Origin of the sequence: Rhizobium aureum (assembly GCF_030182495.1) — a bacterium.
Lineage (GTDB): Bacteria > Pseudomonadota > Alphaproteobacteria > Rhizobiales > Rhizobiaceae > Rhizobium > Rhizobium tropici_C.
This window is the reverse complement of sequence record NZ_JAQJCI010000001.1, coordinates 597,381-624,294: the sequence shown is the minus strand read 5'-3', so window position 1 is coordinate 624,294 and position 26,914 is coordinate 597,381. Positions and strand designations below refer to the sequence as shown.

General features: G+C 60.0%; 25 protein-coding genes and 1 pseudogene. 13 read left to right on the top strand and 13 right to left on the bottom strand.

Annotated elements, in window-relative coordinates:
- Positions 1 to 200: 200 nt before the first annotated feature.
- On the top strand, positions 201 to 1,316 hold the full coding sequence (locus PH552_RS02950) for an NAD(P)/FAD-dependent oxidoreductase (RefSeq protein WP_183761823.1): 1,116 nt from the start codon (positions 201 to 203) through the stop codon (positions 1,314 to 1,316).
- A gap of 152 nt (positions 1,317 to 1,468) precedes the next feature.
- Here PH552_RS02950 and PH552_RS02945 read toward each other — a convergent pair whose 3' ends face one another.
- The 10 genes from PH552_RS02945 to PH552_RS02900 form a co-directional block, all read right to left on the bottom strand.
- Complete coding sequence (locus tag PH552_RS02945) at positions 1,469 to 2,440, bottom strand: alpha/beta fold hydrolase (RefSeq protein ID WP_183761820.1); 972 nt, start codon at positions 2,438 to 2,440, stop codon at positions 1,469 to 1,471.
- Positions 2,441 to 2,719: 279 nt separating this feature from the next.
- Entirely contained in the window at positions 2,720 to 3,610 is an 891-nt protein-coding gene (locus PH552_RS02940) for a LysR family transcriptional regulator (protein ID WP_183761817.1), read from the bottom strand.
- A 55-nt stretch (positions 3,611 to 3,665) separates the two neighbouring features.
- Positions 3,666 to 3,998 carry a hypothetical protein gene (locus tag PH552_RS02935; protein ID WP_285165468.1) on the bottom strand — a complete coding sequence of 111 codons (333 nt, stop codon included), beginning with the start codon at positions 3,996 to 3,998 and terminating at the stop codon, positions 3,666 to 3,668.
- A gap of 24 nt (positions 3,999 to 4,022) precedes the next feature.
- Positions 4,023 to 4,487, bottom strand: a complete 465-nt coding sequence (locus PH552_RS02930; RefSeq protein WP_183761811.1) for a nuclear transport factor 2 family protein — start codon at positions 4,485 to 4,487, stop codon at positions 4,023 to 4,025.
- A gap of 118 nt (positions 4,488 to 4,605) precedes the next feature.
- Positions 4,606 to 6,663, bottom strand: a complete 2,058-nt coding sequence (locus PH552_RS02925) for a 2Fe-2S iron-sulfur cluster-binding protein (protein WP_113248756.1) — start codon at positions 6,661 to 6,663, stop codon at positions 4,606 to 4,608.
- A 62-nt stretch (positions 6,664 to 6,725) separates the two neighbouring features.
- A complete protein-coding gene (locus PH552_RS02920) occupies positions 6,726 to 7,337 on the bottom strand; it encodes a glutathione S-transferase family protein (RefSeq protein ID WP_113248755.1) in 612 nt (203 codons plus the stop codon).
- A 440-nt stretch (positions 7,338 to 7,777) separates the two neighbouring features.
- Positions 7,778 to 7,987, bottom strand: coding sequence for a hypothetical protein (locus tag PH552_RS02915; protein WP_112345878.1), 210 nt, complete (start codon positions 7,985 to 7,987; stop codon positions 7,778 to 7,780).
- A gap of 30 nt (positions 7,988 to 8,017) precedes the next feature.
- Positions 8,018 to 8,257: a 30S ribosomal protein S21 gene (gene rpsU / locus PH552_RS02910; RefSeq protein ID WP_113248754.1), complete on the bottom strand. Its 240-nt coding sequence runs from the start codon at positions 8,255 to 8,257 to the stop codon at positions 8,018 to 8,020.
- A 411-nt stretch (positions 8,258 to 8,668) separates the two neighbouring features.
- Complete coding sequence (locus PH552_RS02905) at positions 8,669 to 8,878, bottom strand: cold-shock protein (protein WP_112345881.1); 210 nt, start codon at positions 8,876 to 8,878, stop codon at positions 8,669 to 8,671.
- A 1,119-nt stretch (positions 8,879 to 9,997) separates the two neighbouring features.
- Positions 9,998 to 10,444: a DUF3592 domain-containing protein gene (locus PH552_RS02900; protein WP_113248751.1), complete on the bottom strand. Its 447-nt coding sequence runs from the start codon at positions 10,442 to 10,444 to the stop codon at positions 9,998 to 10,000.
- A gap of 348 nt (positions 10,445 to 10,792) precedes the next feature.
- Between PH552_RS02900 and PH552_RS02895 the strand changes: the two genes are divergently transcribed.
- Positions 10,793 to 11,059, top strand: coding sequence for a hypothetical protein (locus PH552_RS02895; protein WP_113248750.1), 267 nt, complete (start codon positions 10,793 to 10,795; stop codon positions 11,057 to 11,059).
- A 169-nt stretch (positions 11,060 to 11,228) separates the two neighbouring features.
- Here PH552_RS02895 and PH552_RS02890 read toward each other — a convergent pair whose 3' ends face one another.
- The 3 genes and pseudogenes from PH552_RS02890 to PH552_RS33810 all read right to left on the bottom strand — a co-directional run.
- Positions 11,229 to 11,738, bottom strand: a complete 510-nt coding sequence (locus PH552_RS02890) for a DUF4334 domain-containing protein (RefSeq protein ID WP_113248749.1) — start codon at positions 11,736 to 11,738, stop codon at positions 11,229 to 11,231.
- The gene (locus tag PH552_RS02885) at positions 11,713 to 12,627 is read right to left on the bottom strand and encodes a hypothetical protein (RefSeq protein WP_113248748.1); all 915 of its coding nucleotides are present in this window, start codon (positions 12,625 to 12,627) and stop codon (positions 11,713 to 11,715) included. The genes PH552_RS02890 and PH552_RS02885 overlap by 26 nt, the downstream gene beginning before the upstream one ends.
- A gap of 30 nt (positions 12,628 to 12,657) precedes the next feature.
- Positions 12,658 to 12,885, bottom strand: a pseudogene (locus PH552_RS33810) (hypothetical protein); the annotation flags it as partial.
- A gap of 371 nt (positions 12,886 to 13,256) precedes the next feature.
- Between PH552_RS33810 and PH552_RS02880 the strand changes: the two are divergent.
- The 11 genes from PH552_RS02880 (at position 13,257) to PH552_RS02830 (ending at position 26,909) form a co-directional block, all read left to right on the top strand.
- Positions 13,257 to 13,832, top strand: a complete 576-nt coding sequence (locus tag PH552_RS02880) for a TetR/AcrR family transcriptional regulator (protein ID WP_113248747.1) — start codon at positions 13,257 to 13,259, stop codon at positions 13,830 to 13,832.
- Positions 13,833 to 13,835: 3 nt separating this feature from the next.
- Positions 13,836 to 14,438 (top strand): 2-hydroxychromene-2-carboxylate isomerase, encoded by a 603-nt coding sequence (locus PH552_RS02875; RefSeq protein ID WP_113248746.1) that lies wholly within the window; start codon positions 13,836 to 13,838, stop codon positions 14,436 to 14,438.
- A gap of 233 nt (positions 14,439 to 14,671) precedes the next feature.
- Complete coding sequence (locus PH552_RS02870; protein ID WP_113248745.1) at positions 14,672 to 16,972, top strand: molybdopterin guanine dinucleotide-containing S/N-oxide reductase; 2,301 nt, start codon at positions 14,672 to 14,674, stop codon at positions 16,970 to 16,972.
- Positions 16,973 to 17,159: 187 nt separating this feature from the next.
- Entirely contained in the window at positions 17,160 to 18,812 is a 1,653-nt protein-coding gene (locus PH552_RS02865) for an ABC transporter substrate-binding protein (protein ID WP_113248744.1), read from the top strand.
- 33 nt (positions 18,813 to 18,845) lie between these two features.
- The gene (locus PH552_RS02860) at positions 18,846 to 19,856 is read left to right on the top strand and encodes an ABC transporter permease (RefSeq protein WP_285165467.1); all 1,011 of its coding nucleotides are present in this window, start codon (positions 18,846 to 18,848) and stop codon (positions 19,854 to 19,856) included.
- On the top strand, positions 19,853 to 20,701 hold the full coding sequence (locus PH552_RS02855) for an ABC transporter permease (RefSeq protein ID WP_285165466.1): 849 nt from the start codon (positions 19,853 to 19,855) through the stop codon (positions 20,699 to 20,701). Before PH552_RS02860 ends, PH552_RS02855 begins: the two co-directional genes overlap by 4 nt.
- Entirely contained in the window at positions 20,680 to 22,383 is a 1,704-nt protein-coding gene (locus tag PH552_RS02850; protein WP_113248742.1) for a dipeptide ABC transporter ATP-binding protein, read from the top strand. Before PH552_RS02855 ends, PH552_RS02850 begins: the two co-directional genes overlap by 22 nt.
- On the top strand, positions 22,380 to 23,471 hold the full coding sequence (locus tag PH552_RS02845) for an LLM class flavin-dependent oxidoreductase (protein WP_112345893.1): 1,092 nt from the start codon (positions 22,380 to 22,382) through the stop codon (positions 23,469 to 23,471). The genes PH552_RS02850 and PH552_RS02845 overlap by 4 nt, the downstream gene beginning before the upstream one ends.
- 140 nt (positions 23,472 to 23,611) lie before the next feature.
- A complete protein-coding gene (locus tag PH552_RS02840; protein ID WP_112345894.1) occupies positions 23,612 to 24,715 on the top strand; it encodes an LLM class flavin-dependent oxidoreductase in 1,104 nt (367 codons plus the stop codon).
- Positions 24,715 to 25,911 (top strand): acyl-CoA dehydrogenase family protein, encoded by a 1,197-nt coding sequence (locus PH552_RS02835; RefSeq protein ID WP_113248740.1) that lies wholly within the window; start codon positions 24,715 to 24,717, stop codon positions 25,909 to 25,911. Before PH552_RS02840 ends, PH552_RS02835 begins: the two co-directional genes overlap by 1 nt.
- Positions 25,912 to 25,913: 2 nt before the next feature.
- The gene (locus PH552_RS02830; RefSeq protein ID WP_285165465.1) at positions 25,914 to 26,909 is read left to right on the top strand and encodes a ketopantoate reductase family protein; all 996 of its coding nucleotides are present in this window, start codon (positions 25,914 to 25,916) and stop codon (positions 26,907 to 26,909) included.
- Positions 26,910 to 26,914: the final 5 nt, after the last annotated feature.

The window sequence follows — 26,914 nt, the reverse complement described above, 5'->3', positions numbered from 1 at the left end:
CCTTTGCCTGTGACGAAACTGGCATGGACGGATCGGCAAGGTCCAAGAGCGAAAATGCTAGAGGTCATAAGCCGGACTTATGCTCTGACGATCGGCAAAACCCATAGGCCGGACTTATAGGCGTAGCGTAATCCCGACTTTGACAGCGGCAAGCTGGCTCGGACAAGGTGGAGGTTGTTTTCAGCCTCTGGAGATCCTCGATGGACGCTATCGTGCTGGGCGGCGGGCTCATGGGAGCCGCCTCTGCCTTTTTTCTCGCCCGGCGCGGCGTCCGCGTGACGCTGATCGAACGCAACCGGGTCGGGAGCGGCGCCACGGTGGCGTCATTCGGCAACATCAGGCGAAGCGGCCGATATATTCCGCAATTGCCGCTTGCCCACCGCTCGCTCGCTCTGTGGCGACAGGCCGAGGCCATGCTCGGCCGCGACGTCGAATTCCGCGCGACGGGCCACCTGCGGCTGGTATTTAGCCAGGAAGGACTAGTGGCGATGCGATCCTTCATCGAGGATGCCCGGCCATGGGGACTGGAGCTGGAGGAGCTGACCGCAAAGGAAGTACGGTCGCGCTTTCCTGGTCTTGGTCCTGAGGCGATCGCCGCATCCTTTTCGCCGAACGATGGAAGCGGCAACCCGCGTCTGATCGCACCCGCCTTTGCGAGTGCTGCCCGAAAGCTAGGCGCCAATATCGTCGAAAATGTCGGCATCGGGGCCATCAGAAAACGTGCCTATGGATTTCAGGTCGAAACGTCGAAGGGCTCGCATGAAGCCTCGATGTTGCTGAACACGACGGGTGCCTGGGGTGCGCGGGTCGCGAGCCTGTTCGGAGAGAGGGTTCCGATCGTTGCCAAAGGCCCGCAAATGGGAGTGACCGAACCTCTCCCCCATCGCATTCTCCCGGTCGTCGGTGTATGGGCCCATGATCACGGCGGTGGCTACCTGCGGCAGGTGGAACGAGGCAACATCGTCTTCGGTGGCGGCGCCGAGCGCACCGACGTTTCACTCGATACCGGCCACGCCAGGGCGGACCCGGCGCGCTTGCCGGGCCAGCTTCGTTCTCTGCTGCCGATCTTGCCGGCGCTGAAACAAGTTGCCGTGATACGCACCTGGTCGGGTTGCGAGGGCTATGTCGAGGACGGTCTTCCGGTGATGGGACGGTCATCAACGACACCGGGGCTCTTCCACGCATTCGGTTTTTCCGGCCACGGCTTCCAACTCGGACCCGGTGTTGGCGACGTCATGGCGGAAATCATGGCGACAGGGAAAACAGATATTCCGCTGCAGGACTTTCACATCGAACGCTTCGGCAAGTGGAATTGACTTCCAAGCCGACGCAGTTGACCGTTATTCCCACCGCGGGGTAGATGCCGTCTTCGACCATCGACGCTCGGATTTCGAGGCTCGTCAGGTTCCTTCCAAGTTGAAAGCTCCCTGCGCCGACCTTCAGGCTGCCGCAGGGAGCTTATCGTTCATTACTTCGCGATCTTCTGGTCGAGGAAGCTGCGGATCAACGGCGCCATCTCATCCAGCTTGTCTTCCAGCGCGAAATGTCCGGTGTCGAGCATGTGAATTTCGGCCTCGGGAAGGTCGCGAAGATAAGGATGCGCACCTTTTTCCGGAAAGATCTGGTCGTTCTTGCCCCAGACGATGAGGGTCGGCGGCTTGCGTTCGCGGAAGAATGCCTGGAATTGGGGATAGAGGGGCAGATTGGTGCGATAGTCGTAAAACAGGTCGAGCTGGATATCCTTGTTGCCCGGCCGGTCGAGCAGCGCCTGGTCGTGAACCCAATTGTCGGGGCTGATCCGCGTCAGATCTTTGACACCATCGGTATACTGGAATTTGGTCGTTTCCGGTGCAACGAGAACAGAAAGCGCGTCCCGGTCCTTCTTGGCCCCCGACTTCCAGTAGGTGCGGATCGGGTTCCAGAAATCGCGAATGCCTTCGTCATATGCGTTGCCGTTCTGGACAATCAGTCCGGTGACGCGATCCGGATGCTTGAGCGCCAGCCGGTAGCCGACCGGTGCGCCGTAATCCATGACATACATCGAATACTTGGCGGCACCGAGCTTGGTCAGCAACGTATCGACGATATCGGCATAGTGTCCGAACGAATATTCGAACTTCGTATGATCGGGTGCGTCGCTCTGGCCGAAGCCCGGATAATCAGGGGCGATGACCCGGTAGCGGTCAGCAAGCAGCGGGATCAGGTTGCGGAACATGTGAGACGATGTCGGAAAGCCGTGAAGCAGGACGACGACGGGGCCGTCTGCGGGGCCTGCTTCCCGATAGAACACGTTCACGCCATCGATCTTTACGGAGCGATAGTGGACCGTCGCAGGTACCTGCTGAACGATTGCGGGTTTTTCGGCAAAGGCGATCGTGGCGGAAGCGGGGGCGAAGATGCTGGCGGAAGCGAGAAGCAGGGTGACAAGAGCGCGGGCCATGATGTTTCTCCTCAGTGGGGGTGACAGGCTTATTGCCTGCAGCCAACATCGCTCTTTCACCGGGAGACGAGAATGCATGTAATTGGAAAGAGATTGTTACAGTGACCGATATGAATTCCAGTCGAGGTAGAAGCATTTCCACCGCCGACGATTACGCAGGCTGACTGTCGAAAATTCCTCGACCAGCAGGTCGATGAGCATCCCAACTTGACGCGCGGGATTTTCGCCCGGGCACCTTCGATTGGCGGATCGCTTTCCAACCCCGTTGCCATATAGGGGTCAATTAAGAAGCCTGTTCTCGCGGAGGCTAGCCGAAGCCATATCAACAAATGTCCGGACCTTCGCAGGAGCATGCCGGCCCTCGGGATGCAGTATGTGAATGGGCATGGGCGGTTCTTCATACTCGCTGAGTATGATCTGTAACTCTCCTGCCATGAGTGCGGGTCCAATCTGGTAGTGAAGAACTCTTGTGAGGCCCCATCCCTCTCGTGCTGAATGTATAGCAGCTTCGTTGGTATTGCATTGCAGAACCGGATCAACCGTCACACGCTGATCATCGGCAAACCGCCACTCAGGCGATGCCCAAGCGGCTGTCGATGCAGCAATGCGATGGTCTTTGAGATCGGCTGGCGATTGCGGGACACCGTAGCGCTCGAAATACTTGGGCGAGCCACACATCACGCGGCGAACAGTTCCCACCTTGATAGCGGTAAGGCCTGAATCCGGGAGATGACCAATGCGAATGGCCACGTCGATCCCTTCATCCACGATATTGACAGGCCGATCGACGAAAAGCGTTTTTGCCTTCATCGTGGAGTATGTGTCGAGATAGTGCGTCACGATCGGGAGGACGTACATCTGACCAAATAAAACCGATGCTGTGAGGTAGAGAGTCCCTGTCGGCGTGGCGTACGAACCGCCGGCCGCCGCCTCTGCCTCTGCTATATCGGCCAGTATCCGCCGACAATCGTCAAAATAACGCGCTCCCGCTTCAGTCATCTTCACTGAACGGGTTGTTCGGACGAAAAGACGAGCCCCGATGAGATTTTCCAGAGAAGCGACGGCACGAGTGACAGCTGGAGCGCTCATGAACATCTGGCGAGCGGTATCTGCGAAACTCTCGGTTTCAGCAACCTTCACAAAAATCCGCATCGCCTGCCAACGGTCCATCCGTTCCCCCAAAGCACTTGTGTTTCCAGGACTTTAAGGGCTCGAAACCGAAGCCTCAAGTGGCGTCGCGCCAAACATTAGGGTTCATTGGGTTGGCGTGGATGGCTTGAGCAATGCGTTCTATTTCCGCACAGGCTTCCACGGAAAGGCCAGCGTATAATGCGCGCTGGCGGCTTTCCTGGCGGGCATCCAGCGCAAGCGAGACCGCGATCGAGGTCTTGAAATCGAAGCTGGAGCCTTGCCTAGCAACATCCATCTCGGCGCCGGTCATACCCAAGGCGCGACCGGCTTCCTCCTGTTTGGCGAGTAAGGACGGGCTGGCGCTTGTCGCGGTAAGAGCAAGCTCTATCGAGAGCCTTACCCGTGGATCGATTGACGAGCCGGCCATTTTTCCATCCTCTCGGTCGGCCGCCTAAAAACCAAAATCGCTCAGCCCTGGATGGTCGTCCGGTCGGCGGCCCAGCGGCCAACGAAACTTGCGATCCGCTTCGGCGATTGGGTGCTCGTTGATGCTCGCGTGGCGTTCGCGCATCAGGCCATCCTCGGCAAATTCCCAATTTTCATTGCCATAGGCGCGGAACCACTGGCCGCTGTCGTCGCGATATTCATAGGCATATCGGACTGCGATGCGGTTGCCGGTGAAGGCCCACAGCTCCTTGATGAGGCGATAATCGAGTTCCCTGTTCCACTTGCGGGTCAGGAAGGCCTCGGCCTCAGCGCGGCATTTTGCAAATTCGACGCGGTTACGCCAACGCGTATCGAGCGTATAGGCAAGCGCCACCTTGGCGGGATCACGACTGTTCCAGCCGTCTTCGGCAAGGCGGACCTTTTCGATGGCACTTTGTTCGGTAAATGGTGGGAGTGGCGGACGGGACATTGAATGACTCCTCTGGAGCTGGTGTGAGAAAGGCGCGGAATAAGGGATGGCACAGCTGATGCCGCCCTTACTGTCGTGTCATGCAGCGGGCGGTACGCTGGCCGCAGCAATCCAGGTTTTAAACGGCGAGCTGCAGGCCGCCTTCCTGTTCGGCGGGAACGGCGCAGCAGAGCAGGACTTCATCGGCGCCGATCTTCGCCGTGGGCTTCTTGACGTAGGCGACGGCACCCTTGACGAGCTTGATCCGGCACGTCCCGCAATTGCCTTCCCGGCAACTGAACTCGGGCTCGAGGCCACGCGCCTCGGCAAATTCCAGGAGAGTGCCGGAACCAGGCGTCCACCGAGCTTCTTTCAAGGAATTCGCGAACACGACCGACACCGGTTTTTCCGATGGCTGCGCGCCGGGAGATACAGCAGCGACCTTGGAATCCCCCGTGCGGATCAGCGACGACGGACCGAAGGCTTCAGCCTGGATGCGATCGTCAGCGATGCTGTAGCTTCGCAGCCCGTCGTAAAGGGCCTGCGTGAACTGGGCAGGACCACAGAGATAGAAGTCATAGTCGTTGAAGGGAAGGAATCGCGTCAGCATCGCCATATCGATCCGCCCTGCGGCGTCGAAGTCCCTGCCCTCTTCAGCATCCGTCGTGTCACTGAGGATCCTGATTAATCGCACGACGCCCTTCGCCGCATCGATTAAGTCGGCGATCTCGTTGTCGAACGGTCGATCAGCCTTCGAGCGAGCCGCGTAGAACAGCGTGACCGGACGGATACGCTGCTTGCGAAGCCCTTCGTATACGACGTGCCGAAGCATCGCGAGCAGCGGCGTAATGCCGACGCCTCCTGCAAGAAGAACCGCTGGGCGGATCGAGCGGGCGTCGATGGTGAACTCGCCGGCCGGCGCACGCGCCTCGATGACATCGCCGACGGCAACAGTGTCGTGCAAGAACTGCGACACCCTACCGTCTCGCTTGACGCTGATGCGATAGATACCGTCGGACGGCGCGACCGAGAGCGTGTAAGTCCGAATGGTCGACTTTTCTTGGTCCGGCAGCTTCAGCCGGATCGGGAGGTGTTGACCGGCTTTGTGCGGCAGCAATCCCACCCCGTCATCTGGCTGCAAATGGAAAGATTTGATCGTCGCGCTTTCATCGACGATCGCGGTGATCCTCATTGGCCGCCAGGTTGCGGAAATCTCTGTGGCGTGGAGACGATCGGCCGCTTGCTGCCAGTTCCCTGTCATCAGAGAGCTCGGCGACCAGCCGTCCTTCTGAAAAGCCCATCTCAACGCCAGTGCATTACGGCGACGAACGATACGTGTCGGCTTGAATGCCCAAAGCCGTTCCGCGCCCTGGAAGGCGGCGATCTCGGGTGAATCGAAAATGACTTCGGCATTCCCCGTCATCTGCAGCATGTCGCCCGTTTTGAAATCGACGAAGAGAAGTCCTGCCCTTCCATTGAGAAGGATATTGCCGAGCGTTGCGAAGAAGAGATTGCCGTCGAAATCCGGGATCGTCAGGACACCGTCGTCACCGACACGAACAAAGCCCGTATTCCCGCCGCGATGGGACACGTCCACCTGTCGTCTCTCCTTGCGGTCGGCATAGGAGGCAACGAAGAACGCGTCAGCTCCGCGGATCGTCGCACGGGCCGCCTCGTCCAGTTCGATCAGATCCTCCGACGTGCCTGCAAACGGCTCTCCCGGCTGGCGCTCGAACGAGAAATCCCGCAACTGAATGTAGCGCGGACAATTTCCGAAACTTTGGTCGACATCGACGCGGAAGCCGCCGTCGATCGTTGAAACAAATCCATTCATGCGGTTTCGGCGACGCGTGTGCATCTCTATGCCGAGGAGGCCGATCGGCAGACCATCCGCCATCCCTTCGCTCGCAGGATCACTTGGATCTCTTGTCGCTGCGATCTCGAGCACCACAGGCGACGGTGACGACATGAACCCTGGTTGACCTTCAATGAACGTCGCCCAGGCGTCGCCGCGACTATCGACACTTCCAAGGACGATGAAGGGAAGCTGGGCATAGAAATCGCGGTGCTGGTCCGGCATGAAATCGCGCACGACGCGCTGCCCCACAGAGGCCATCCGCTCCTTCATCCCAAGTTTCTCCTGGATAAAGATCTCGCCTTCATGCCATGTCGGCAACTTCGTGAGGTTCATGGACATCTGCGTTCTCCGGAAACGGGAAAATTCGGGCGCGCCGGCCGGCACACCCGATATTGTTGGGATCATGCGGCAAGGCCGACCGGCGTCCGGGCGAAATCGACAAAGCCGGGAAGGGTTTCGACCCGGTGCAGGAGAGCCTTCACCGCCGGATACCCGGCTAGATCGACATTTCCTTCGGGAGCGCGTGCCACGTAGCTGTAGATCGCGATGTCCGCGATGGTGGGACCCGAGCCGACCAGCCACTCACGGCCTTGGAGGTGATTGTCGATCCGGCCGAGGATGGTATGCGCGCGGCCAATCACTTCTTCCGGATTGAATTTGGCGCCGAACACCGTGACCAGTCTCGCCGCGGCCGGACCGTAAGCGATTTCCCCCGCAGCGACTGAAAGCCACCGCTGAACGTCGGCCGCACCCTTCGCGTCTTCGGGAAGCCATGCAGTCTGACCGCTCTTCTTGGCGAGATAGACCAGGATCGCGTTGGAGTCCGAGATGAAGACATCGCCATCCGCCAGGACGGGAACCTGACCGAACGGGTTCATTTCCAGGAAGTCGGGCTTCTTATGAGCGCCCGATTTGAGATCGACTTCGACGAGTTCGTGGGGGAGCCCAATCAGGGAAAGGAACAGCCGGGCGCGGTGGGAATGTCCCGATAGCGGATGGTGATAGAGTTTCATGTGATCGCTCCTGGATCTTGGGCCGGGTCCATTCCCGATCCGTAATCGCAAGATGCAACGAACGATCAGCAAGCTGAATAATCATGTTTGGCAGTTCACTATTCCACCGCGTGCAATAGTGGTTCCCTCGCTCCGACGTGCATTTCCATGGGAACTCCGCTGCTTCGTAAACCGTAGCGTCCAGCAGATTTATATCCAGATCGCTAAATCAAATGGGATTTCCATCTCGAATGCCTGGAGGGTGGCTGCGCGGCTCGCAATGGGCCCAACGACCGAGGCACCATGCTCTTGAAGGTCATCCACTACGTCATCGCGAGAATGAAATCATCCTCCGCAACGAGCACATGCTTTCCGTCAATCGGGTTACCCAATGCCATTCATGTCCTCCGGAAAACCGGATCACTCACCGACTGCACCATGTTTTGGCGATAGCGCTTCCCTTATTTCGTCTTATGCCGGCGTTTCGTCGCTGGCTTGATCGGCTCTGCCTCAGGCTGCGCCAATCGAAGCGCGCGGAGTTTCTCGGTCTTTTTCTCTCGATCGGCATTTTCGGTGGCCGTGATCTGCTTGGCCGCTGTGTCAGTCGCCGATGCCTTATCCTGAAGAGTTTGCCTACCCTGTTTGAAAAATTTCTCTTTTGTGACGGTCATAATGTTTCCTGGTGATCGATGGCAGGGATATCAGCGCGACTGTGCGACCCTCTTCTTTGGGGCGGGAAGAAGCCCTTCTCGCTGCGCGCGTTTGCGGGCAAACTTGAGACTGCGCCTGATGGCATCGGCCTTTTTTCGAGCGCGCTTTTCCGAAGGCTTCTCGTAAGCTCGACGAGCCTTCATTTCGCGGAAAAGCCCGTCCCGCTGCATCTTCTTCTTCAGGACGCGCAGCGCCTGATCGACGTTGTTATCTCTGACGTCTACTTGCAAGATTGCTCTTTCTGTTATCGTTTTCTGGCGCTGATTGCTATCGAATGAACCCAGCCGGAAGGCTTCGCGCCCGATGGGAAACCGATGTTCGGTGGTAGCGCCGGCGATGCTTCGACATCGATGTCAGTGTGGAGAACGCGTCGTTCGAACTTCTCGCCTTCAAACCGCACTCGATATTGCGCGGCACCGTCTGCTTCCGGTGAGTACGATATGATTTGACACCTCCCGAGAGGGCCGGAGTTCCCAAGAATACCACGTTTCAAGATGATCGTGTCACCAATCCGGTATCGCGGGTTCTGCATGCCGTTCTCCTTTTTAGGCAAAATAAAAGGCCGGGCGTTACCCCGACCTCTCAGCATCATCCGTTCGCACTGCCAGTACATCCGTGGTCAGCGCGTGCGAATGACAAATTCAAGCCGCCTGGAGATTATCGGCGGAGCTCTTGCCGGACCTGCCGTCCTGCACAATGTCGTAGCGGATCTTCTGCCCATCGCTGAGCGAACGCATTCCGGCTCGCTCGACGGCTGAAGCATGCACGAAGACATCCGTGCTGCCGTTGTCGGGTTGAATGAAGCCGAAGCCCTTGGCGGTATTGAACCACTTGACGGTACCAGTGTTCATAACGATTTCCTTTCAAAGCAATCGTTGTTGTTCCCGCGTTACCTTGCGAGATTAGATCGATTTTTTGAGAGGGAATCCGAGGAGGAGCGATAAGCTCCCAGCCGACATCACAAGCAATGGTCGATAGGCAACATATAAGCTCAATTTTTGATTTTACAATGAGAAACTTTTTAAGTGAGAATTGCGTAGGAGTTCTCTCCTTGTCGCAACCAATCGCTGGGACCAGGCAATGACGCCGGTAACAAGGAACATGCAGAAAGCTCTGCGATCAACTGCGGGCACCATTCTAACAGCATGGCATGCCGTCACGGCACCTCGACCTAAGGCTTTTACCGCTGTTCCACAAAAGCAATGCAGACATCGCTGACGAGACCCATATTGCTGCGAACCGAAGTTTTCGAAATACATAAATTAATAATTTATAAAAATTATGAAACTTTTCCAAAGAACCGTGATATCGTGCCCACTCCATAGAAAATAATTATAACAAGGAGCGAACATGAAAAATAGTATTTTATCCAACACACTCCACCGGTTGACACGCATGCTGATTGAAACTTCCGTTTTGGTCGCTGGAACCGCTGCCATTTTGAGCATCAGTCTCCCATCAGTTCACCTTTGGATATGATCATGCTCAAACATCCAAAGCATTTCACCTGCCCAATTCGCGAGAAGACTGAAACAGTCTTCCGGCCGATTACCACCGGGGACGTCGCCAGACGGCTCGAAAAGGCCGAACTTCTTAAAGCCCTGAGGATAGAGCGCGATCGCCCTATACGCCCTCAAACTATCCGCTAAGGAACGCATGAACGGGATAACGGTCCGTATTGCATGCTGCCGCGGCAACGGACGCGGTATGCGCAGTCGTTGGTATGACGCTTGCCATTTAAACCAAACGAAAGTGGTGTGACGTTTGTGCCGCTGGCGGATCACGCAGGCACACGGTTGGAGAAACTGCCGCTCGCGGTCGCATAGGTGCGGCCAGTCAGGGCTCCAACCCATGACCCTCTGCTTAAGCTTCTTGAAGACAACATCAGAAGACATTCGGAAGTTCGCTTAGTCTCTACGACCAGCCGAAACGGCCTCTACTGCGCACCGCATAAGAGAAATTGCGAGGCCCTATTTCAGGAAATAAGAGTGCCAGCGGAGCAAGATGGCAGTCCCAATCAGGATGACAAGGAATGCCGGCGGCAGAAGGACGACACACTGTAGCCAGACGCCGAAGAGCGAGTCCGCTTGCGCATGGTTTGGCTGAGCGGGATCGTAGAGGATCGCCAGCCGGGATCCGGGCGCATATTGCTGAGAGCTTGAACCGACGCCGGATGTGAACGACACCTCCCGGCCATCCGTCGTGCGAAAGGTGAACCTCGGATAGTACATGACCCCGTAGCTGGTATTGCGCTCGATAGCACCCTCGAAGGTGGCCTCAGTCCGTTGCGCCTGCATCACGAAACCCAGGCTGTGCACGAAGGACAGGATGCCAGGCACCAGCAGGAGTAAGCCGATTGCCAGCACGATACGGCCGCCCTTCTGAACACGTACGCGATGCTGATCGTCGATGGTCATCCGGCTCCCTTCCTAGCGAAATTTTACCGCGAAGCGGGTGATGGGCGCCCCAACTCCGATGAATGAAACCATCCATTCACTCCCTTTGCTTGACCAAATCGCCGACTTTTAGCCAGCCGCATCCAGCCGTAGCGAACGCAATGCCTGCGAACTTACATCTGCGATAGAGGGGCACCAGCGCTCCATGCTCGCCTATACCATCATCTCTCTTAATGTGCGTAAATCCAGCGAAAGCGGTAAACCGTGGTTCTGGTCAGCCCCTGGATAACAAGGTCGGTTGCAGGCCAAGGAAAACGCAACGAAATCGCCGCTCGCGCGCGATGGATTCCTAACGGAAAGGTGAGTTGAATGGCGAAATGGGAAGCAAATGACTTCGGCCCTGAAAGCATTGTCCTGGACTCCGACAAGCGGTTGCGAGCGGTCACCGCTGACGAGTTGGGAAATCAGATAGTTCGGATCAATCGGCTTTGCACGATTTTGTCCCGCGTTCTCTCTGCGGCGGAAATAGCCGTGACGGACCGCGAACGCATCTGGACGGAGATTGAAGCGTTTCAGGATCAGAACTTTGAAGCGTACAAGGACCTGCTGGGGCGCGAGGCCACGAGGGGACCTTAAGCAGCTCATCTTTCGATCCCAACTGCTGGAAGTCGGGTGAAGCCGACGAAGGCGGTTTCCGGACTTTCGGCATGAGGATCGGCCGCGACCGCGCGGAAGACAGGCTGCGCCGCAAAGGCGATCATCAATACGGGTGGTGAACGCTGACTGATGTGTGGCTGAGCGGTTTTCAAGGCTCATCGACACGCTGAAGCTCGAAGAAATAGATCCGCTCGTCACCCCTGATCGTCATCGCACCCATGAGCCTCAGCTCATCGAGCCGGCGAAAATAATCGACGATCGGTTGAGCGTCATAGACCATGGCAGCACTTTCGATACCGTCAAACGGCAGGGTTTTCAGGGCTGCGACCGGCCCGTTCGCCCGAAGCCGGCGCTGCAGATAGGAAAACAGGTTCCTCGCCATGCGAGTCCGGCCGAGCTGATCGAGACGCAGAGCCCAATGAAGCGGTATATATTTCGGATCAATTGCCGTGAGACGGTGTTCGCCTGAGCGAAACAGCAAGGCGTCGGCGCGCATATTGGGCATGAAGCGCTTGCCGTACCAGCCGAGATTTTCGAGCACGCCGTCAAATGGATGGTTCGCCGGTATGCCGTGCCCCTTCCACAGGCCGACGAGTTCGCGCGGCGCGATCGGCGGCAAGTGCCGGAATTTCTCAAGCACTGTCTGCTGGTCGTTCACTGGATGGCTTGTCCTTTTCCTTACGCTCTTTGGCCCGCCGCCTGGATCTGGCGTCGCGCCGGGCGATGCGCAACTCGTCAAGAGTTGGCATCCACCAGCCGCGATTGCTCTCGCCTTGATCGGGTGGCGTCCGCGCCGGCCACGTCGTCACCAATTCTTCCAGCGTGCCGCGCCGCCATGATGCCCAGACATAATCCTCGCCATCCGCCGCGGCAAAGTAGAAAGCGGTGACTGACGCCGGATCTGCGAGTTCACCCTCAGTCCTGGTAAAGAAGACGATCCCGATATGCGTGCCGATCGCGCGGTCGAAGGGTGGCGGATCATCAGCAGGGACGGGATATCGCTTCTGCCGGCGCTCCCTCATCCTCCCCTTGGACGCCTCCTCTTCCTCCGTCCCTTTGGTCGCCTCGCGCCTTGCGCGCCGCGCTTCCGGCTCGCTGCGCTTGGCTGCTGCCTCTATGACCGCCCAGCGCTGCCGCAGTTCCGCAAACGAACGGTAAGGCACGGTCCAGAGGCGGCGGTCGGCGTCCCAGCGGGCATGCGGAATCTCGCGGATTTCGTCAAGAACGGCCCGTGAGTAAGGTGTCCGGATCTGGAGGGCCGCGGGTGCCGCCTCCAGGTACCGGCTTTCGATCGGCTCGAAGGCAAAGGCATCCCTGCCCTTCTCGTCCGCGAACCTGTCTGCCTCGGCCTCCATCTCGGCGAACCAGCGGCCGATGCGTTTTTGGGCAGTGCTGCCGGGCACAAACCAGGCATTGAGCCTGTCGTTCCACCGGGCACGCGGGAACGCCTGCCGAAACCGCTCCACCGTCACCCGATCATGCGGCAGGTCCGTGGTTGCGCCCTCGCGCGCGGGTGGTTCGGCCGTATTCTTCGTTGCTTCGTCCATATGGCATCGCCTGAAAATATCCTTGCGGGATCACGCTGCGCGCCGTGTTTTTCCGAGGCGTTTGATCGCCTGTTCAAGCGGTCGCTCGCCGTCGTAATTGTCCTGCCAGGCGGAGCTCTTGACAAGCAGCACCGACCGTTCGGATCGAGATCGGATTTCACTTGAGCCGCGTCAAGGGATCGAGACGATGGCGCCAGGGCGAGCCCACGATGAGAGCGGTGCGATGGCGGCCAATCCGCATTTCTTTTTCAAATGGTTGAATTTTCGCGCCTCCCCTATTCGATCCCAAAAAAGTTGATCCTTCCCGAACATATTCGGCGAAACATTTTCCACAAATATTGAAGAAAAGGAACGACCTGTCTTTCTCTCATGCGCTCGATGATCTAGCCTTTCAAGCGTCGAAGGCAGTTTCGGAACGACTTCGGAACAACTGGCGACGCCAGTTAAACGCGCTGCGAGAAGGTACAAAAATTGAAACAATTCGCTGGAGGCGCACGCGCAGATATCCCTCCTCTGCTTGACTTCTCAAGCGCCGAGTAGCCTGTCCACCCTTCAAAAGCCGAGCCTGCCAGCGCCCGTCCTTGAAAAAGGCTTGCTGACCCGCGAGATCTCCAACCTAAAGCAGTTCAATGAAAGAGCCCATATCCGACCATATTATCAGATCCGCTGGAACGCTTTTTTACCGTGAAGGCATCCGTGCCGTCGGTATCGATCGGATCATCGAAGAGGCGAACGTTGCCAAGGCAACCCTCTATAGACATTTTCCCTCGAAGGACCATCTTGTCGCAGCTTACCTGCGCGAGAGACACGAACGAGTCGTCCGCTCGCTGCACGAGGTTCTGGATACGATGGAGCGTCCACGGAACCAGATCAAGCTAATCTTCGAGCGGTTGCACGAGAAAGCCGATAGCCCGGAATTTCGAGGCTGCGCATTTGCCCTTGCGGTTGCAGAACACGGCGATTCCGATCGTGTCGTCGCAGTGGCACAAACCCATAAGAAAGCGGTCGGCGACATTTTTCGCACTATCGTGTCGAAGGCGGACGTCAAGACCGATCAGATCGCTGCGCATCTTTCCCTTCTCTATGAAGGCGCGCTTGCGACCGTCGCCGTGGCGCGCGATCCGCAGGCTGTTCTCACCGCCCGTGACTGCGCCCTCCTCGCATTCGATGCGGCAGTTTCCTCGACCCCAGCCTTGAAAGCTTAGGCCATGGCAAAGACAATTGACTACTTCTTCGGCATCGGCTCTCCCTGGGCTTATATCGGCCTCGAGCCCTTTGCGGCCCTCGCTGCCCGACACGATGCAACGATCCGCCCTTATGTGATCTCGCTGATCGAGGACAATGGAGCGATCTATTCTCGCAACCGGCCGGAGGCACGGCGCGCCTACTGGACCAAGGATCTGAAACGTTGGGCGGCCCTGCGCGGCAAGGTGCTAAACCTTGAAAATCGCTCAGGCCTTTCCGATCCGACGCCGGCCGGCATGATGGTCATCGCCGCCATCGAAAAAGGCGCCGACTGGCTGAAACTCACCGGCGCCCTTCAGGAGGCTTTCTGGACGCGCGGCGAGGACATCGGCAAGGCCGATGTTCGCCGGGCGATTGCCGATGCAGCAGGATTGGACGCCACAGCGCTCGAAGCTTTTGCTGAGAGCCCTGCGGCTCAATCGATCTGGACATCGAACATCGGGATTGCCAAGGCCGCGGGCGTCTTCGGCTTTCCGACCTTCCGTTTCGAGGATGAACTCTATTGGGGACAGGACAGCCTGCCGTTCCTTGAGCGCCATCTGAACGGCGAAAAGCTGGTTGCCTGATCGCCGTCTTGTCGGACCGGCGCAGCCATGTCTGCGCCGGAACGCGCACTTGATCTCTCCAGGCTGTATTCCGGAGTTCTCCATGTCTCCTTCCCTGCCGGGCTTGCCCATCTCTACCGAGTGGCTGGCTGCACATCTTCACGCCATCGATTTCAAAGGCATCATGAACCCCGGCACGATCCTGCCGGCGTAAGTGCTGCCGATTTTCCACCCTTACCACGGGAGACGGTGCGATGGACGGCTTCAAACCTCACAGCTCTCATTGGGGCGCATTCTATGGACGGCACGAGGGAAACGAGCTCGAAATCCGTCCCCATCCCGACGACCCGCATCCATCTCCGCTGCTCGGCAATCTTCCAGCAATTGCCCGCAGCCCTGCCCGCATCCGGCGCCCTGCCGTCAGACGAGGCTGGCTTGAAGGCAGGCCCGATCATGCGGAAAAGCGCGGAAGCGACGTCTATGTCGAGGTAACGTGGCCAGAGGCGCTCGATCTGGTCGCCAACGAGCTTCGCCGTGTTTACGGCGAGGCCGGACCGCAGGCCGTCTTCGGCGGGTCGTACGGCTGGTCCAGTGCCGGACGATTTCATCACGCCCAAAGCCAGGTTCACCGCTTCCTCAACGTGCTCGGCGGATATGTAAGATCGGTCAATACCTACAGCTCGGGCGCGGCGATGGTCATCATTCCGCATGTGCTCGGCCCCTATGATCATTTCGACCGAAAGAGCGTTACCTGGGAGGCGATCGAGCGCAGCACCGAGCTGATCGTCGCCTTCGGCGGCATGGCGGTCAAGAACACCGATGTCCATGGCGGCGGCATCAGCCGGCATGTTGTGCGCCCTGCGCTGAACGGTGCCCACGCGCGTGGTGCGCGCTTCGTTCTCATAAGCCCGCTCAAGGATGATATTGCCACCGATCTCGATGAGGAATGGCTGCCAGTCATCCCCAGAACCGATGTCGCGCTCATGCTCGCAATCGCCTTCGTTCTCGTCGCCGAGGGGCGGCATGACCGGGAATTTCTCGACCGCTATACGACAGGCTATCCACGCCTCGAGGCTTATCTGCTGGGACGCGAGGATGGCGTCGAGAAGAGCCCGCAATGGGCAGCCGGCATCTGCGGTATCGCCGCCGAGACGATCGTGGGTCTGGCGCGGAGCATGGCGAATGCCCGAACGCTGATCACCGTCAGCCATTCCCTGCAGCGCGCCGATTACGGCGAGCAGCCGGTCTGGATGGGGATCGTGCTGGCGGCCATGCTCGGCCAGATCGGCCTGGATGGCGGCGGCTTTTCCTATTCGCTCGGCGCCCTCGGCAATATCGGCAAGCGCCAGCTTGCAGTGCCCCTGCCGACGCTCAAGCAGTTCCACAATCCAGTGCCGGATTTCATTCCCGTCGCACGGATTGCCGACATGCTGCTGAACCCGGGCGAACCGTTCCACTACAATGGTCAGGCCCTGCATTATCCTGACATCCGCCTGGTCTATTGGGCCGGCGGCAATCCGTTCCATCACCATCAGGATCTCAACAGGCTTCGCCAGGCGTTCAAGAAGCCGGAGACGATTATCGTGCACGAGACGGCTTGGACGTCGTCTGCACGCCACGCCGATATCGTCCTGCCCGCAACCACGACGCTCGAGCGCGACGATATCGGTGCGGCCGACCGCGATCCGATGATGATCGCGATGAAGAAGCTGATCGAGCCGGTCGGCGAAGCACGCTCCGACTACGAGATATTCGCTGATATTGCAGAGCGCCTCGGCAAGCGCGCTGAATTCACCGAAAACCGGTCAAGCCGTGAGTGGCTCGCTTTGCTCTTCGAGACCACGCGAACAGCACTCGCCGCCGCCGGTCATCCCGCGCCGGATTTCGAAACGTTCTGGGAAAAGGGAGAGCTGCTGCTGCCGGTAAGGCCTGACGATGGCGGGCCTGCGCGCGCATTCCGAACCGATCCGGACGTCAATCGGTTGCCGACGCCATCGGGCAGGATCGAAATCTTCTCCGACACGATAGAGAGCTTTGGTTATGACGATTGTCGCGGCCATCCACGTTGGTATGGACCGGACCCGAAGACGGAGGCGGCGGAGGGCCCCTATCCTCTTTATCTTGTCTGCAACCAGCCCCACTCGCGCCTTCACAGCCAGCTGGACTATGGTGACTTCAGTCGTTCCACCAAGATCGGTGGCCGGGAGCCGGTGCGCATGCACCCGGCCGATGCGGCAGAGCGTGGCATTTCGGACCGGGATATCGTCAGGCTGTTCAACGCCCGCGGCAGTTGCCTCGCCGCCGCTGTCATCAGCAGGGATGTAAGCCCGGGTGTCATGCAGCTTGCCACCGGCGCATGGTTCGAGCCCGATAACGCTGAAGCTGCGATGGCCATGTGCGTTCATGGAAATCCGAACATCCTCACCCGTGACGCCGGCACATCGCAGCTTTCCCAAGGCTCGACGGGCCAGCTGACGAAGGTCGAAGTCGAGCGCTTTACCGGTGAACTGCCGCCCGTACGCATTCTCGATGGAATGACGTTTATCGTCGGATAGACCGTCGTCACGCAATCTCGCTCGATGGGCACTCGGCCGGCGGAAATCCTGATCCTCGTGCTTCAGATTGCGCTGACAAAATAATCTACAAATTTGATAGAAAAAGAACAACCAGTCTTTCTCGAAACCGATCCGCTCACATAGGCTCCTGTTCGTCATTAGCCCGGCAACCAAACAGGACTGCTTCATGAACGACCGTTCTCCTCGCCTTCTTCTTTCCCGGCGTCGTCTGCTGACCGCCACCTCTGCGCTGGCATTTGCCGCTCTGGTCGCAACAGCGAATGTAACCCCGGCATTGGCTGAGGACGGCGCGCATGATGGCGGAGATGTCGTCTTCCTGATCGATTCGCTGGGCGACACCTGGATTCCCAACAACAGCGCGATCTCCAGCTTTCAGGGCCATATCTGGGGCCATGTCACCGACAAGCTTCTTTATGTCGATGCCGACGGCAAGGTCAGCCCGTGGATCGCCGAGCGCTGGGAGCAGAACGACAATGCGACGGAATTCACCCTGCATCTCAAGAGCGGCGTGACCTTCTCCGACGGGAGCCCGCTCGATGCAGCAGCCGTCGTTGCCAATCTCGACATCTGGTATGCCGGACGCAAGAGCGAGGGCATCAACCCGATCGGCCTGTTCCCCAAGACCTATGATCATGCCGAAGCCGTCGACGCGACAACCGTGAAGGTCTTCTTCAAGAAGCCGACGCTGGGCTTCATTCCGACGCTCGGCTATCACGGCTCGATCCTTATCTCCCCGAAGACCATCGCATCGCCGGCGAGCAGCCAGGCCGATCTAAGCAAGACCTCCGGCAGCGGCCCCTATGTCGTCGAGTCCTGGAAGGAAGGCGACTACGTCAAGCTTGCCAAGCGCAAGGATTACAACTGGGGTCCTGCCGCGGTCGGCCAGACCGGTCCCGCCCATCTCGATACGATCACCTACAAGCTCGTCTCGGAACCGTCGCTGCGCGTCGCAGCCGTGCAGTCCGGCCAGGCCGACGTTGCCTACAACGCATCGCCGCAGGAGCTCGAGTCTCTCAAGTCGGAAGGCCTCACGGTAGCGACGCCTCGCTATCTCGGCTTCGTCAACGGCTGGGCGATCAACACCAAGCTTGCGCCCTATGACGATGTAAAGGTTCGCCAAGCGCTTCAGGCCGGCATCAATCGCCAGGAGATCATCGACACGGTCTATACGCCCGACTGGAAGCTTGCGACGTCGTTCATCCAGAGCAACGTTCCGGGTGCGACCGACCAGAGTGCGCTGCTTGCCTATAATCCTGAGAAGGCAGAGAAGCTTCTCGACGAGGCAGGCTGGAAGAAGGGAACGGGCGGCATTCGCGTCAAGGATGGCAAGCCGCTGTCGCTGACGCTGAATTCCAACCCCTACCTCGCGACATCGAAATCGATCGACGAACTGATTGCCCAGCAGCTCGGCAAGATCGGCTGGAAGGTCGATATCCGTGCCTATGACGTCGTCACCTTCGGGCAGAAGATAAAGTATGGCGGCGCGGGCGTACCGGCATATGAGGTGACGCGCTCCTTCATCGACGCCGGCACCGTCGCCAGCATCCTGACGAATGCGAACAATGGCGAAAACTGGTTTGCGCTCGACGAGAGCGACAAGACCCTCAACGACCTGCGCGACAAGATCGCCGGCGCCGCCTCCATCGAAGCGCGCAAACCGCTGCTCGACGAACTGCAGAAATACGTCCTCGACCAGGGCTATTTCATTCCGCGGACACAGATCGTCCAGCGCATCTATGTGCAGTCGCCCAAGCTCAAGGGAGCGGTCTACAACGGCGTCGCCTATGCCAGCTACTACACCGCCACGAAAAGCGAATAGTCCGGCCGTTCAACAGACACAGAGGTGATGGGCATGAGAAAAGCCTATTTCGAGTATGCCGGAAAGCGGCTCCTGCAGGCGATCGTCGTGATCCTGTTGTCCTATGTCTTCACCTTTGTCGTCGTCAGTATCCTGCCCGGCGATCCGATTACCAACGTCCTGAACAACCCGCAGAACGGCTTCACCCCGGATGAGATCAAGGAAATCATCGCCGCGCAGGGATTGGACAAGCCGGTCCCCGTGCAGCTCTGGAACGCCTTCTCCGGCTTCGTGACCGGCGATCTCGGTCTGTCGATGCGAACCAACCGGCCGGTGGCGACGCTGATTGCGGAGGTTCTGCCGTCGACACTCGTGCTTGCCTCGGCGGGGCTCGCGGTTGCGCTGTTCCTGGCGGCAATCATCGCCTACGGCACGCAATTTCTGCCCCGGCGGTTTGGCCAGGGACTGCTCCGCGGCTTCCCATCGCTGTTTCTGTCGGTTCCGAACTTCGTGATGGGCCTGGTGCTGATTCATCTCTTCGGTTTTCAGCTCGGCGTCTTTCGCGTCATCCAGCCCGACAGTTTCTGGGCAACGCTTTTCGCGGCGATCGCCCTCGGCATTCCGATCTCGGCACAGATCGCCGAAGTCCTGATTGCCAATCTCGACCATGAATCCAGTCAGGATTATGCCGCCGTCGCACGTGGACGCGGGCTCAGCCAGATGCGTCTCTTCGTCATGCACCTGCTCAAGCCCTCATCGCTTCCGGTCATCACGGTCGTCGCTTTGACGATCGGCGAATTGCTCGGGGGCTCGCTGATCACCGAGACGGTGTTTGGCCGAAACGGGCTCGGCAGCCTGGTGCAGCGGTCGGTCAGCACGCAGGACCTGCCGGTCCTGCAAGCCGTCGTCTCGCTTGCCGCAGTGGTCTTTGTAGTCGTCAACCTGATCGCCGACCTTACCTATCCGCTGCTCGATCCGCGCGTCAAACTTCTCGGCGGGCAGGACCGCCTTCCGACGACCGCCGACGACAGCTCTCTCCCCATCTCCAAGGGGGTGACCCAATGACACTTGCCTCTGTTTCCTCCGCCCCCCGCACGACCGCGCTCAGCCGTCTGACGGGCCTGCGCGTGCCGCCCGTCGTCATCCTTTCGTTCCTGGTCGTTGCTCTGGCGATCGGCTGGTCGTTGGCACCCAGCCTGTTTACCCATTACGATCCGGTGAACGGCACTCCCGCCCAAAAGCTGCTCGGCCCAAGTTCGGCACACTGGTTCGGTACTGACCATCTCGGCCGCGACCTCTATACACGCGTCGTCTATGGCACGGCTTCTTCGGTGGCGAGCGCACTGATTGCAGTCGTCATCGGCGTCGTCGCCGGCGGAATTATCGGACTGCTGGCCGGCTTCTTCGGCGGCTGGGTGGATACGGTCTTTGCCCGTCTCGTCGATGTGTTGCTGGCCATCCCCAAATTCCTGCTGGCGGTCATCGTCGTCACCGCAATCGGTTTCGACACGACCAATGCGGCAATCGCGACGGGCGTCTCAGCCGTTGCGCTGTTTGCCCGGGTGATGCGCTCCGAAGTCATCAAGACCCGACAGGCCACATTCGTCGAATCGTCCTTCCTCCTCGGTGGCTCGCGCTGGCACATTCTATGGCGCCACGTGCTTCCGAACGCATCGCGATCGGTGCTGCCGCTTGCCGTCCTGCAGTTTGGCGATTCCATTCTGGTGATCGCCAGCCTTGCCTTCCTTGGCTACGGCGATCCGCCGCCGGCTTCCGACTGGGGTCTGCTGATCTCGATCGGCAAGGATTACCTCAAATGGCCCTGGCTGGTTTATGCCCCGGCCCTCGTCACGATCGCAACCGTCCTCTCTGTAAACAGGATCAGCCGATGGCTCCGCAAGACAGACTGACCATGCTTTCAAACCGCCCATCGACCCCGCTGCTGCGGGCCGAAGGATTGTCGGTCGCCTACGGCACCCATATGGTCGTCAGCAATGTCGGCTTCGAGCTTGGACGCGGCAAAGGTCTCGCGCTGATCGGCGAATCCGGATCGGGAAAGTCGACCATCGCCCGCGCCGCCCTGCGACTGCTTCCCGCAGCGGGACACGCCACGGGCCGCGTCGAATTCGAGGGCCAGGAGCTCCTGGGGCTTCCGGAGCGCCGCTTCCGTCCATTCAGAGGACGCAGGATCGGCTTCGTGCCGCAGGACCCCGGCAACTCCCTAAACCCGGTCCGCACGATCGGCGCGCAGGCAATGGAAGCGGCCGCACTGCTGGACGAAGCGGACAAGGCACTTCGCAGGGCACTCGTTCTTGAGACATTCGCACAGGTCGGGCTCGACAATCCGCAGCGCGTCTACGACTCCTATCCGCATCAGCTTTCCGGCGGCATGCTCCAGCGCGTGCTGATCGGGCTCGCCGTTCTGCCGCGGCCGTCGCTGCTGATCGCAGACGAGCCGACCTCCGCGCTCGATGTCACGATCCAGAAGCGTATTCTCGACCTGTTGTCGAAGCTGCAGGAGGAACTGCAGATCAGCCTTCTCCTCATCACCCATGACCTGGCGATCGCAGCCGAGCGCGCGGATTCCATCGTGGTCCTCAAGGACGGCATCGTCCAGGAGGCTGGCAGTACCGCTACGATATTTTCCGCGCCGTCCTCCTCCTACGCCAGAAAACTTCACGGCGACGTGCCGGCACTCAACCCGGACCGGTACCGGCCGTTGCGGGAGCCCGGTTTCCGGCATCTTGGCGCGCTGCGTGACAAGACACCGAAGATCGAGGTCAGCGGCGTAACGAAGACCTTCACCGTCGACGGCAAGGTGCTGACCGCCGTCAACGACGTCTCGTTCGACGTTCAGGCGGGAACGACGCATGCGCTGGTCGGTGAATCGGGATCCGGAAAGACAACGGCGATCCGGCTTCTGCTCGGGCTTGAGCAGCCCGACGCCGGGAAGATCGCGGTCGGCGGCGAACAGGTCAACGGTCGCTCACCCGAACAGCTGCGCTCTGTCTGGCGGCACCTGCAGCTCGTCTACCAGAACCCCTTCACATCGCTCGATCCGACCTGGAACATCGAGAGGCTCGTGCGCGAGCCGCTGGACCGCTTCAAGATCGGGACCCATCAGGAGCGGGCGCTTGCGGTGCGCAAGGCGTTTGCGGACGTCGGGCTGGGAGAGCATCTCCTGTCCCGCAAGCCCGCCGCCTTGTCTGGCGGCCAGCGCCAGCGCGTCGCCATTGCCCGCTCGCTTGTCCTGAAACCTGACGTGATCGTGCTTGACGAGCCTACCTCTGCGCTCGACGTCAGCGTTCAGGCCGATATTGTCGAGGTGCTGCTGTCGCTGCAGGTCAAGCTTGGCCTTACCTATATTTTCGTGTCGCATGATCTGGCGCTCGTGCGCCAGCTTGCCCACACGGTCTCGGTCATGCAGCGCGGACGCATCGTCGAGCATGGCACCGTGGGTGAGATCTTCGACACCCCCCGCCAGGCCTATACGCGCTCGCTGCTGGAATCGATCCCTTCGGGTGCTGCACGTTTCACACGCACCCACCCCCCGCAGCACCGGCAGATATTCAACAAGGAAAAGATTGCATGACCGTCATCGCCCCCGCCGCGGCGCCGTCCGCGTCATTCCGTCCGAAGAAGCGGCTTGGCTTCAACACGCGCGTCTCGTTCAACGACGAGACCGGGCCTGCTCACGGCTTGCGGGAGGGCATCGAACTTTTCAAGGCGGCCGAACGCCTGGGCTACCAGTCGGGCTGGGCCTATCAGCGCCATTTCGACCATTATCTGTCCTCGCCGCTCCCCTTCTTTGCCGCAGCCGGCCAGCACACAAGCCATATCGTTCTCGGTTCGGCCGTCATTCCGATGCGCTATCAGGATCCCATCCTGCTGGCGGAAGCCGCAGGCACGACAGATCTCCTGATCGGCGGCCGGCTGGAACTGGCGATCTCGACCGGCTCCAACGCCGCCTTCGATGCGGTCTTCGGCACGGTCGATACCGATGCCCGGACGGAAGCCAAGCGCCGTCAGGCCCGTTTTCTTTCCGCGATCGCAGGCGAAGTTCTGCACACCATCGCAGGACCCGGCCAGGGTGCCGCGGAGGGCAGCCAACTCAGAGTGACGCCGCATAGTCCGACCCTTCGTTCACGCATCAGACAGGGCTCCGCCAGCTTCGGATCGGCGATACAAGCCGCCGAACTCGGCATCGGGCTGATCGCCGGAACCGTACAGCATGACCACGCCGAAGGTGAGAGCTTCGGAGATTATCAGGCGCGCTGCATCGAGGCTTTCCGAGCCACCTGGCGGAGGGAACGGACAAGCGAGCCGCCGCCTGTTGCTGTGGCAGCGTCGATCCTGGTCGGCACCACGCCGGACCTTCGCGAAAAATACGCCGCCTATGATCTCGAGCGTCGCACCCAAGGCATTGCGGCATCGCGGCCGAAGGGCGCGCTTGAGCCGAGCTCGCGGACCAACCAGCCGCCAGGAAGCCAGATCTCACCGGTCTTTCACGGCACGCCGGACCAGGTCATCGAAGCGGTGCTCAGTGATCCCGGCCTTGCCGCGGCCGACGAAGTCGTCCTCTTTCTGCCGCCTGCCTTTGACCTTGCCGAGAACATCCGGCTGCTCACCGATCTTGCTGAAACCGTCGCTCCAAGCCTCGGTTGGTCGCCCGACTGGTAAGGCCGCCGCCCGGCCAGATCTTCCGCGGGAGCGATTAGGGAATATTTTCTATAGTTTCAATGGAAATAGAAAGACCTGTCTTCCTTACTCCTTAGCTGCCGCCTAACTTTGTCCAACATTCGACAATCAGAGGAGCTCCCATGTCCGCGGAATTCATCAGCGTTAGCTTTCCCAACGCCTCGAACGATCTCAATCCCATCCCGGACGCTCCGGTCGATCCCAGCTATCTCGAGCGCTATGCACGCGCGCTCGATGACTACGGCTTCAACTATACGCTGATCCCCTACTCGTCCTCCTCCTTCGACCCATTCACCATTGGCGCCACCGTCCTTGCGCATACGAAGAACATCAAGATCATCGTCGCGCTCAGGCCCAATACCGTCTATCCGACAGTTGCGGCCAAATCGCTTGCCACACTTGACCAGTTGAGCGGCGGGCGCGTGGTCGTCCACTTCATTGCCGGCGGCAGCGATGACGAGCAGGCGCGCGAGGGCGACTTCCTCAACAAGGAGCAGCGCTACGAGCGGCAGGAGGAATATATCCGTATCCTGCGGCTTGCATGGAGCTCAACGGAGCCCTTTGATTTCGACGGCAAATACTACCAGTTCAAGCAGTTTCGCAGTGCCGTTCGCCCGACGCACGGACTGATCCCGATCTCGCTCGGCGGATCATCGGACGCCGCCTACCGCATTGGCGGCTCTCTCTGCGACATCTTCGGACTGTGGGGCGAGCCTCTGGCGGAAACCAAGCAGCAGATCGAGCGGATCTATGCCGAGGCAGCAAAGGCCGGTAGGACCGATCGGCCTCGAATCTGGGTGACCTTCCGCCCGATCGTTGCAGAGACCGACGAACTGGCCTGGGAAAAAGCTCACCGGGTCCTCGATCGCCTTAAGGAAAACCGGGAAAGGGGCCTTCATCGCGCGCCGCCCACCGCCCCTCGCCCCGCCAATGTCGGATCGCAGCGGCTTCTCGACATTGCCGCACGCGGCGACGTCCATGATCGCGCCCTGTGGTATCCGACGGTTACGGCGACCAATGCCTCCGGGGCAACCACCGCGCTTGTCGGATCGCCGCGCACGATTGCCGATTCGATCCTCGACTATATCGATCTCGGCGCCGACCTGATCTCTATCCGCGGCTACGACAACTTCAACGACGCCGTCGACTACGGCCGCTACATCCTGCCGCTGGTGCGCGAGGGCATACGCGAACGGGAAGAGGCAAAGAAGAAGGCCGCGGCCTGATGATCGCCCATGACACGCCTTTCGATCCAGGCCTGCTGAGGGCGACGACGCGTGCTCTTGCGGACGCTGCCCCCGAGGCGGACCGGACGGGGGACTTCCCATGGGTCGGCATCCGTGCGGTTCATCAAAGCGGCCTGCTCGAAAGCACCGTCGCAGCGAGATATGGTGGCGCCGGCGCAACCCTATACGAGGTCGCGACGATTCTCGCGGCGCTCGGCCGGGGTGATCCGTCGGTCGCGCTCATCAGCGCGATGACGATCTTCAACCATCTCGGCCAGGCAACGAAAAGCCATTGGCCGGAGGATCTCTACAAGCGCCTGCTTGCGCAGGCCAAAGAGCATCCGCTGCTGATCAACGCCGCACGCGTCGAGCCCGAGCTCGGCTCGCCCGCCCGCGGCGGCCTGCCGGCGACACTCGCCCGCCGCACCGCCTCCGGCTGGTCGATCACCGGCCGCAAGCGGTTCGTCACCGGTGCCCACGGGCTGACGCATTTTCTGGTCTGGGCGCACACCGATGAAACGCCGGCCCGCGTCGGAACATTTGTCGTGCCGAACAAGCTTCCAGGCATCCGCGTCATCGAGAACTGGAACAGCCTTGGCATGCGCGCCTCCGGCTCCCACGACGTCGACTATACCGACGTCGAGATCCCGCTCGAGAACGTCATCGACCTCGTCGATCCATCCGTTGCACAGCAGGACAATCGCGCGCATGCAGCAATCACGCTGGCACTGACTGCGCTTTATCTCGGGGTGGCCGAGGCCGCTCAGGAAGCATTCATCCACTTTGCCCACGAGCGGGTTCCAACCAACCTTGGCCATCCGATCGCCCGCACGGAACGCTTCGTGACGCTCTCCGGCGAGATCGATCTGCTGGTGTCCGGTGCCCGGCAGATTATTTTCGATGCGCTGAAGGACAAGCATGCCGATGCCGAGAAGCATATAAGGGCCCGGTTGATCGCGGGCCGGCAGCTGCGCGACGCGGTTCAGGTTGCCGTTCGCGGAATCGGCAATCCCGGTCTCGGAAACGAGTTGGGACTGGAGCGCCACTTCCGTGACATTCAGTCGGTGCTCGTCCATGCCCCGCAGGAGGACACATCCATCTCCATCCTCGGGCGCGCAGCTTTCGAACGCTGGAAGAGCGAAAAGGACACGCCTTCGGCTCCTCCGCTCGATTTCACCGTATTGAAAACGGCCTGATCATGACACGCTACATCATCATCGGCGCCGGTGCGGTTGGCGCGAGCCTTGCGGCCGAGTTCGAAACGCACGCCATCCCCTATGTCCTGGTCGGGCGCGGCGCCCAGATCGCACATATTGCCAGGCACGGCCTTTCCTATTGCCGCGCGGCGGAAAACAGGATCGTGCGGCTCAACACCGCCGATACCGCCGCACCGCCGGCGCTCCGGCAAGGCGATATCCTCGTCCTCGCAGTCAAGGTGCAGGATGTCGAGGCCACGACCGAGTTTTGGGCCTGGAGGGATGTCGAGGGGTCAGGTTTCGCATCGGAACTGCCGCTCGTGACGCTGCAGAATGGACTGGCGGCGGAAGATACTGCTCTGCGGCGCTTTGATCGCGTTTATGCGGCCAGTATTCGCATTCCGGCGCGCTACACGGTCACGGGCGAGGTCGTCGTTGGGGGCGAGCCGAATGTCGGCATCGTCGCCCTTGGATGCTACCCTGCGGGGCTCGACGATACGGCCCTGTCGATCGTCGCCGATCTTGCGAAGGCTGGCTATCTTGCCGAAGCGCGTCCGGACATCCGGCGATGGAAGGCTGCCAAGCTGGAGCATAACGTCACCAATGCGGTCGAGCTGTTCGCCGGTTCTCCCGAGCTTCATTCAAAGGCGGCAGCAAGCCTGGCGAAAGAGGCACGCACCGTTCTGGTGGCTGCCGGCTATGATCCGGCCGCACCGTCGGAATGGACGATCGATATTTCGTCCTGGCGCGTCGCACCCGAGAGCGGCATAAAGCCCGGCCAGCAATCGACCTGGCAGAGTTTCACCCGTGGCGCCTCAAGCGAGGTCGATTACCTGAACGGCGAAATCGTCAGGCTCGCGCGCATCCATGGCATAGCGGCTCCTCTCAATGCAGCCTTCCAGCAGGCGGCGGCAAGGCTTGCGCTCGAAGGTCGTCAACCGGGCACGAGGGATATCGCCGAGATCTGCTCCGTCGTTGCCGGTGGGGTGGCGCTTTGATTTGC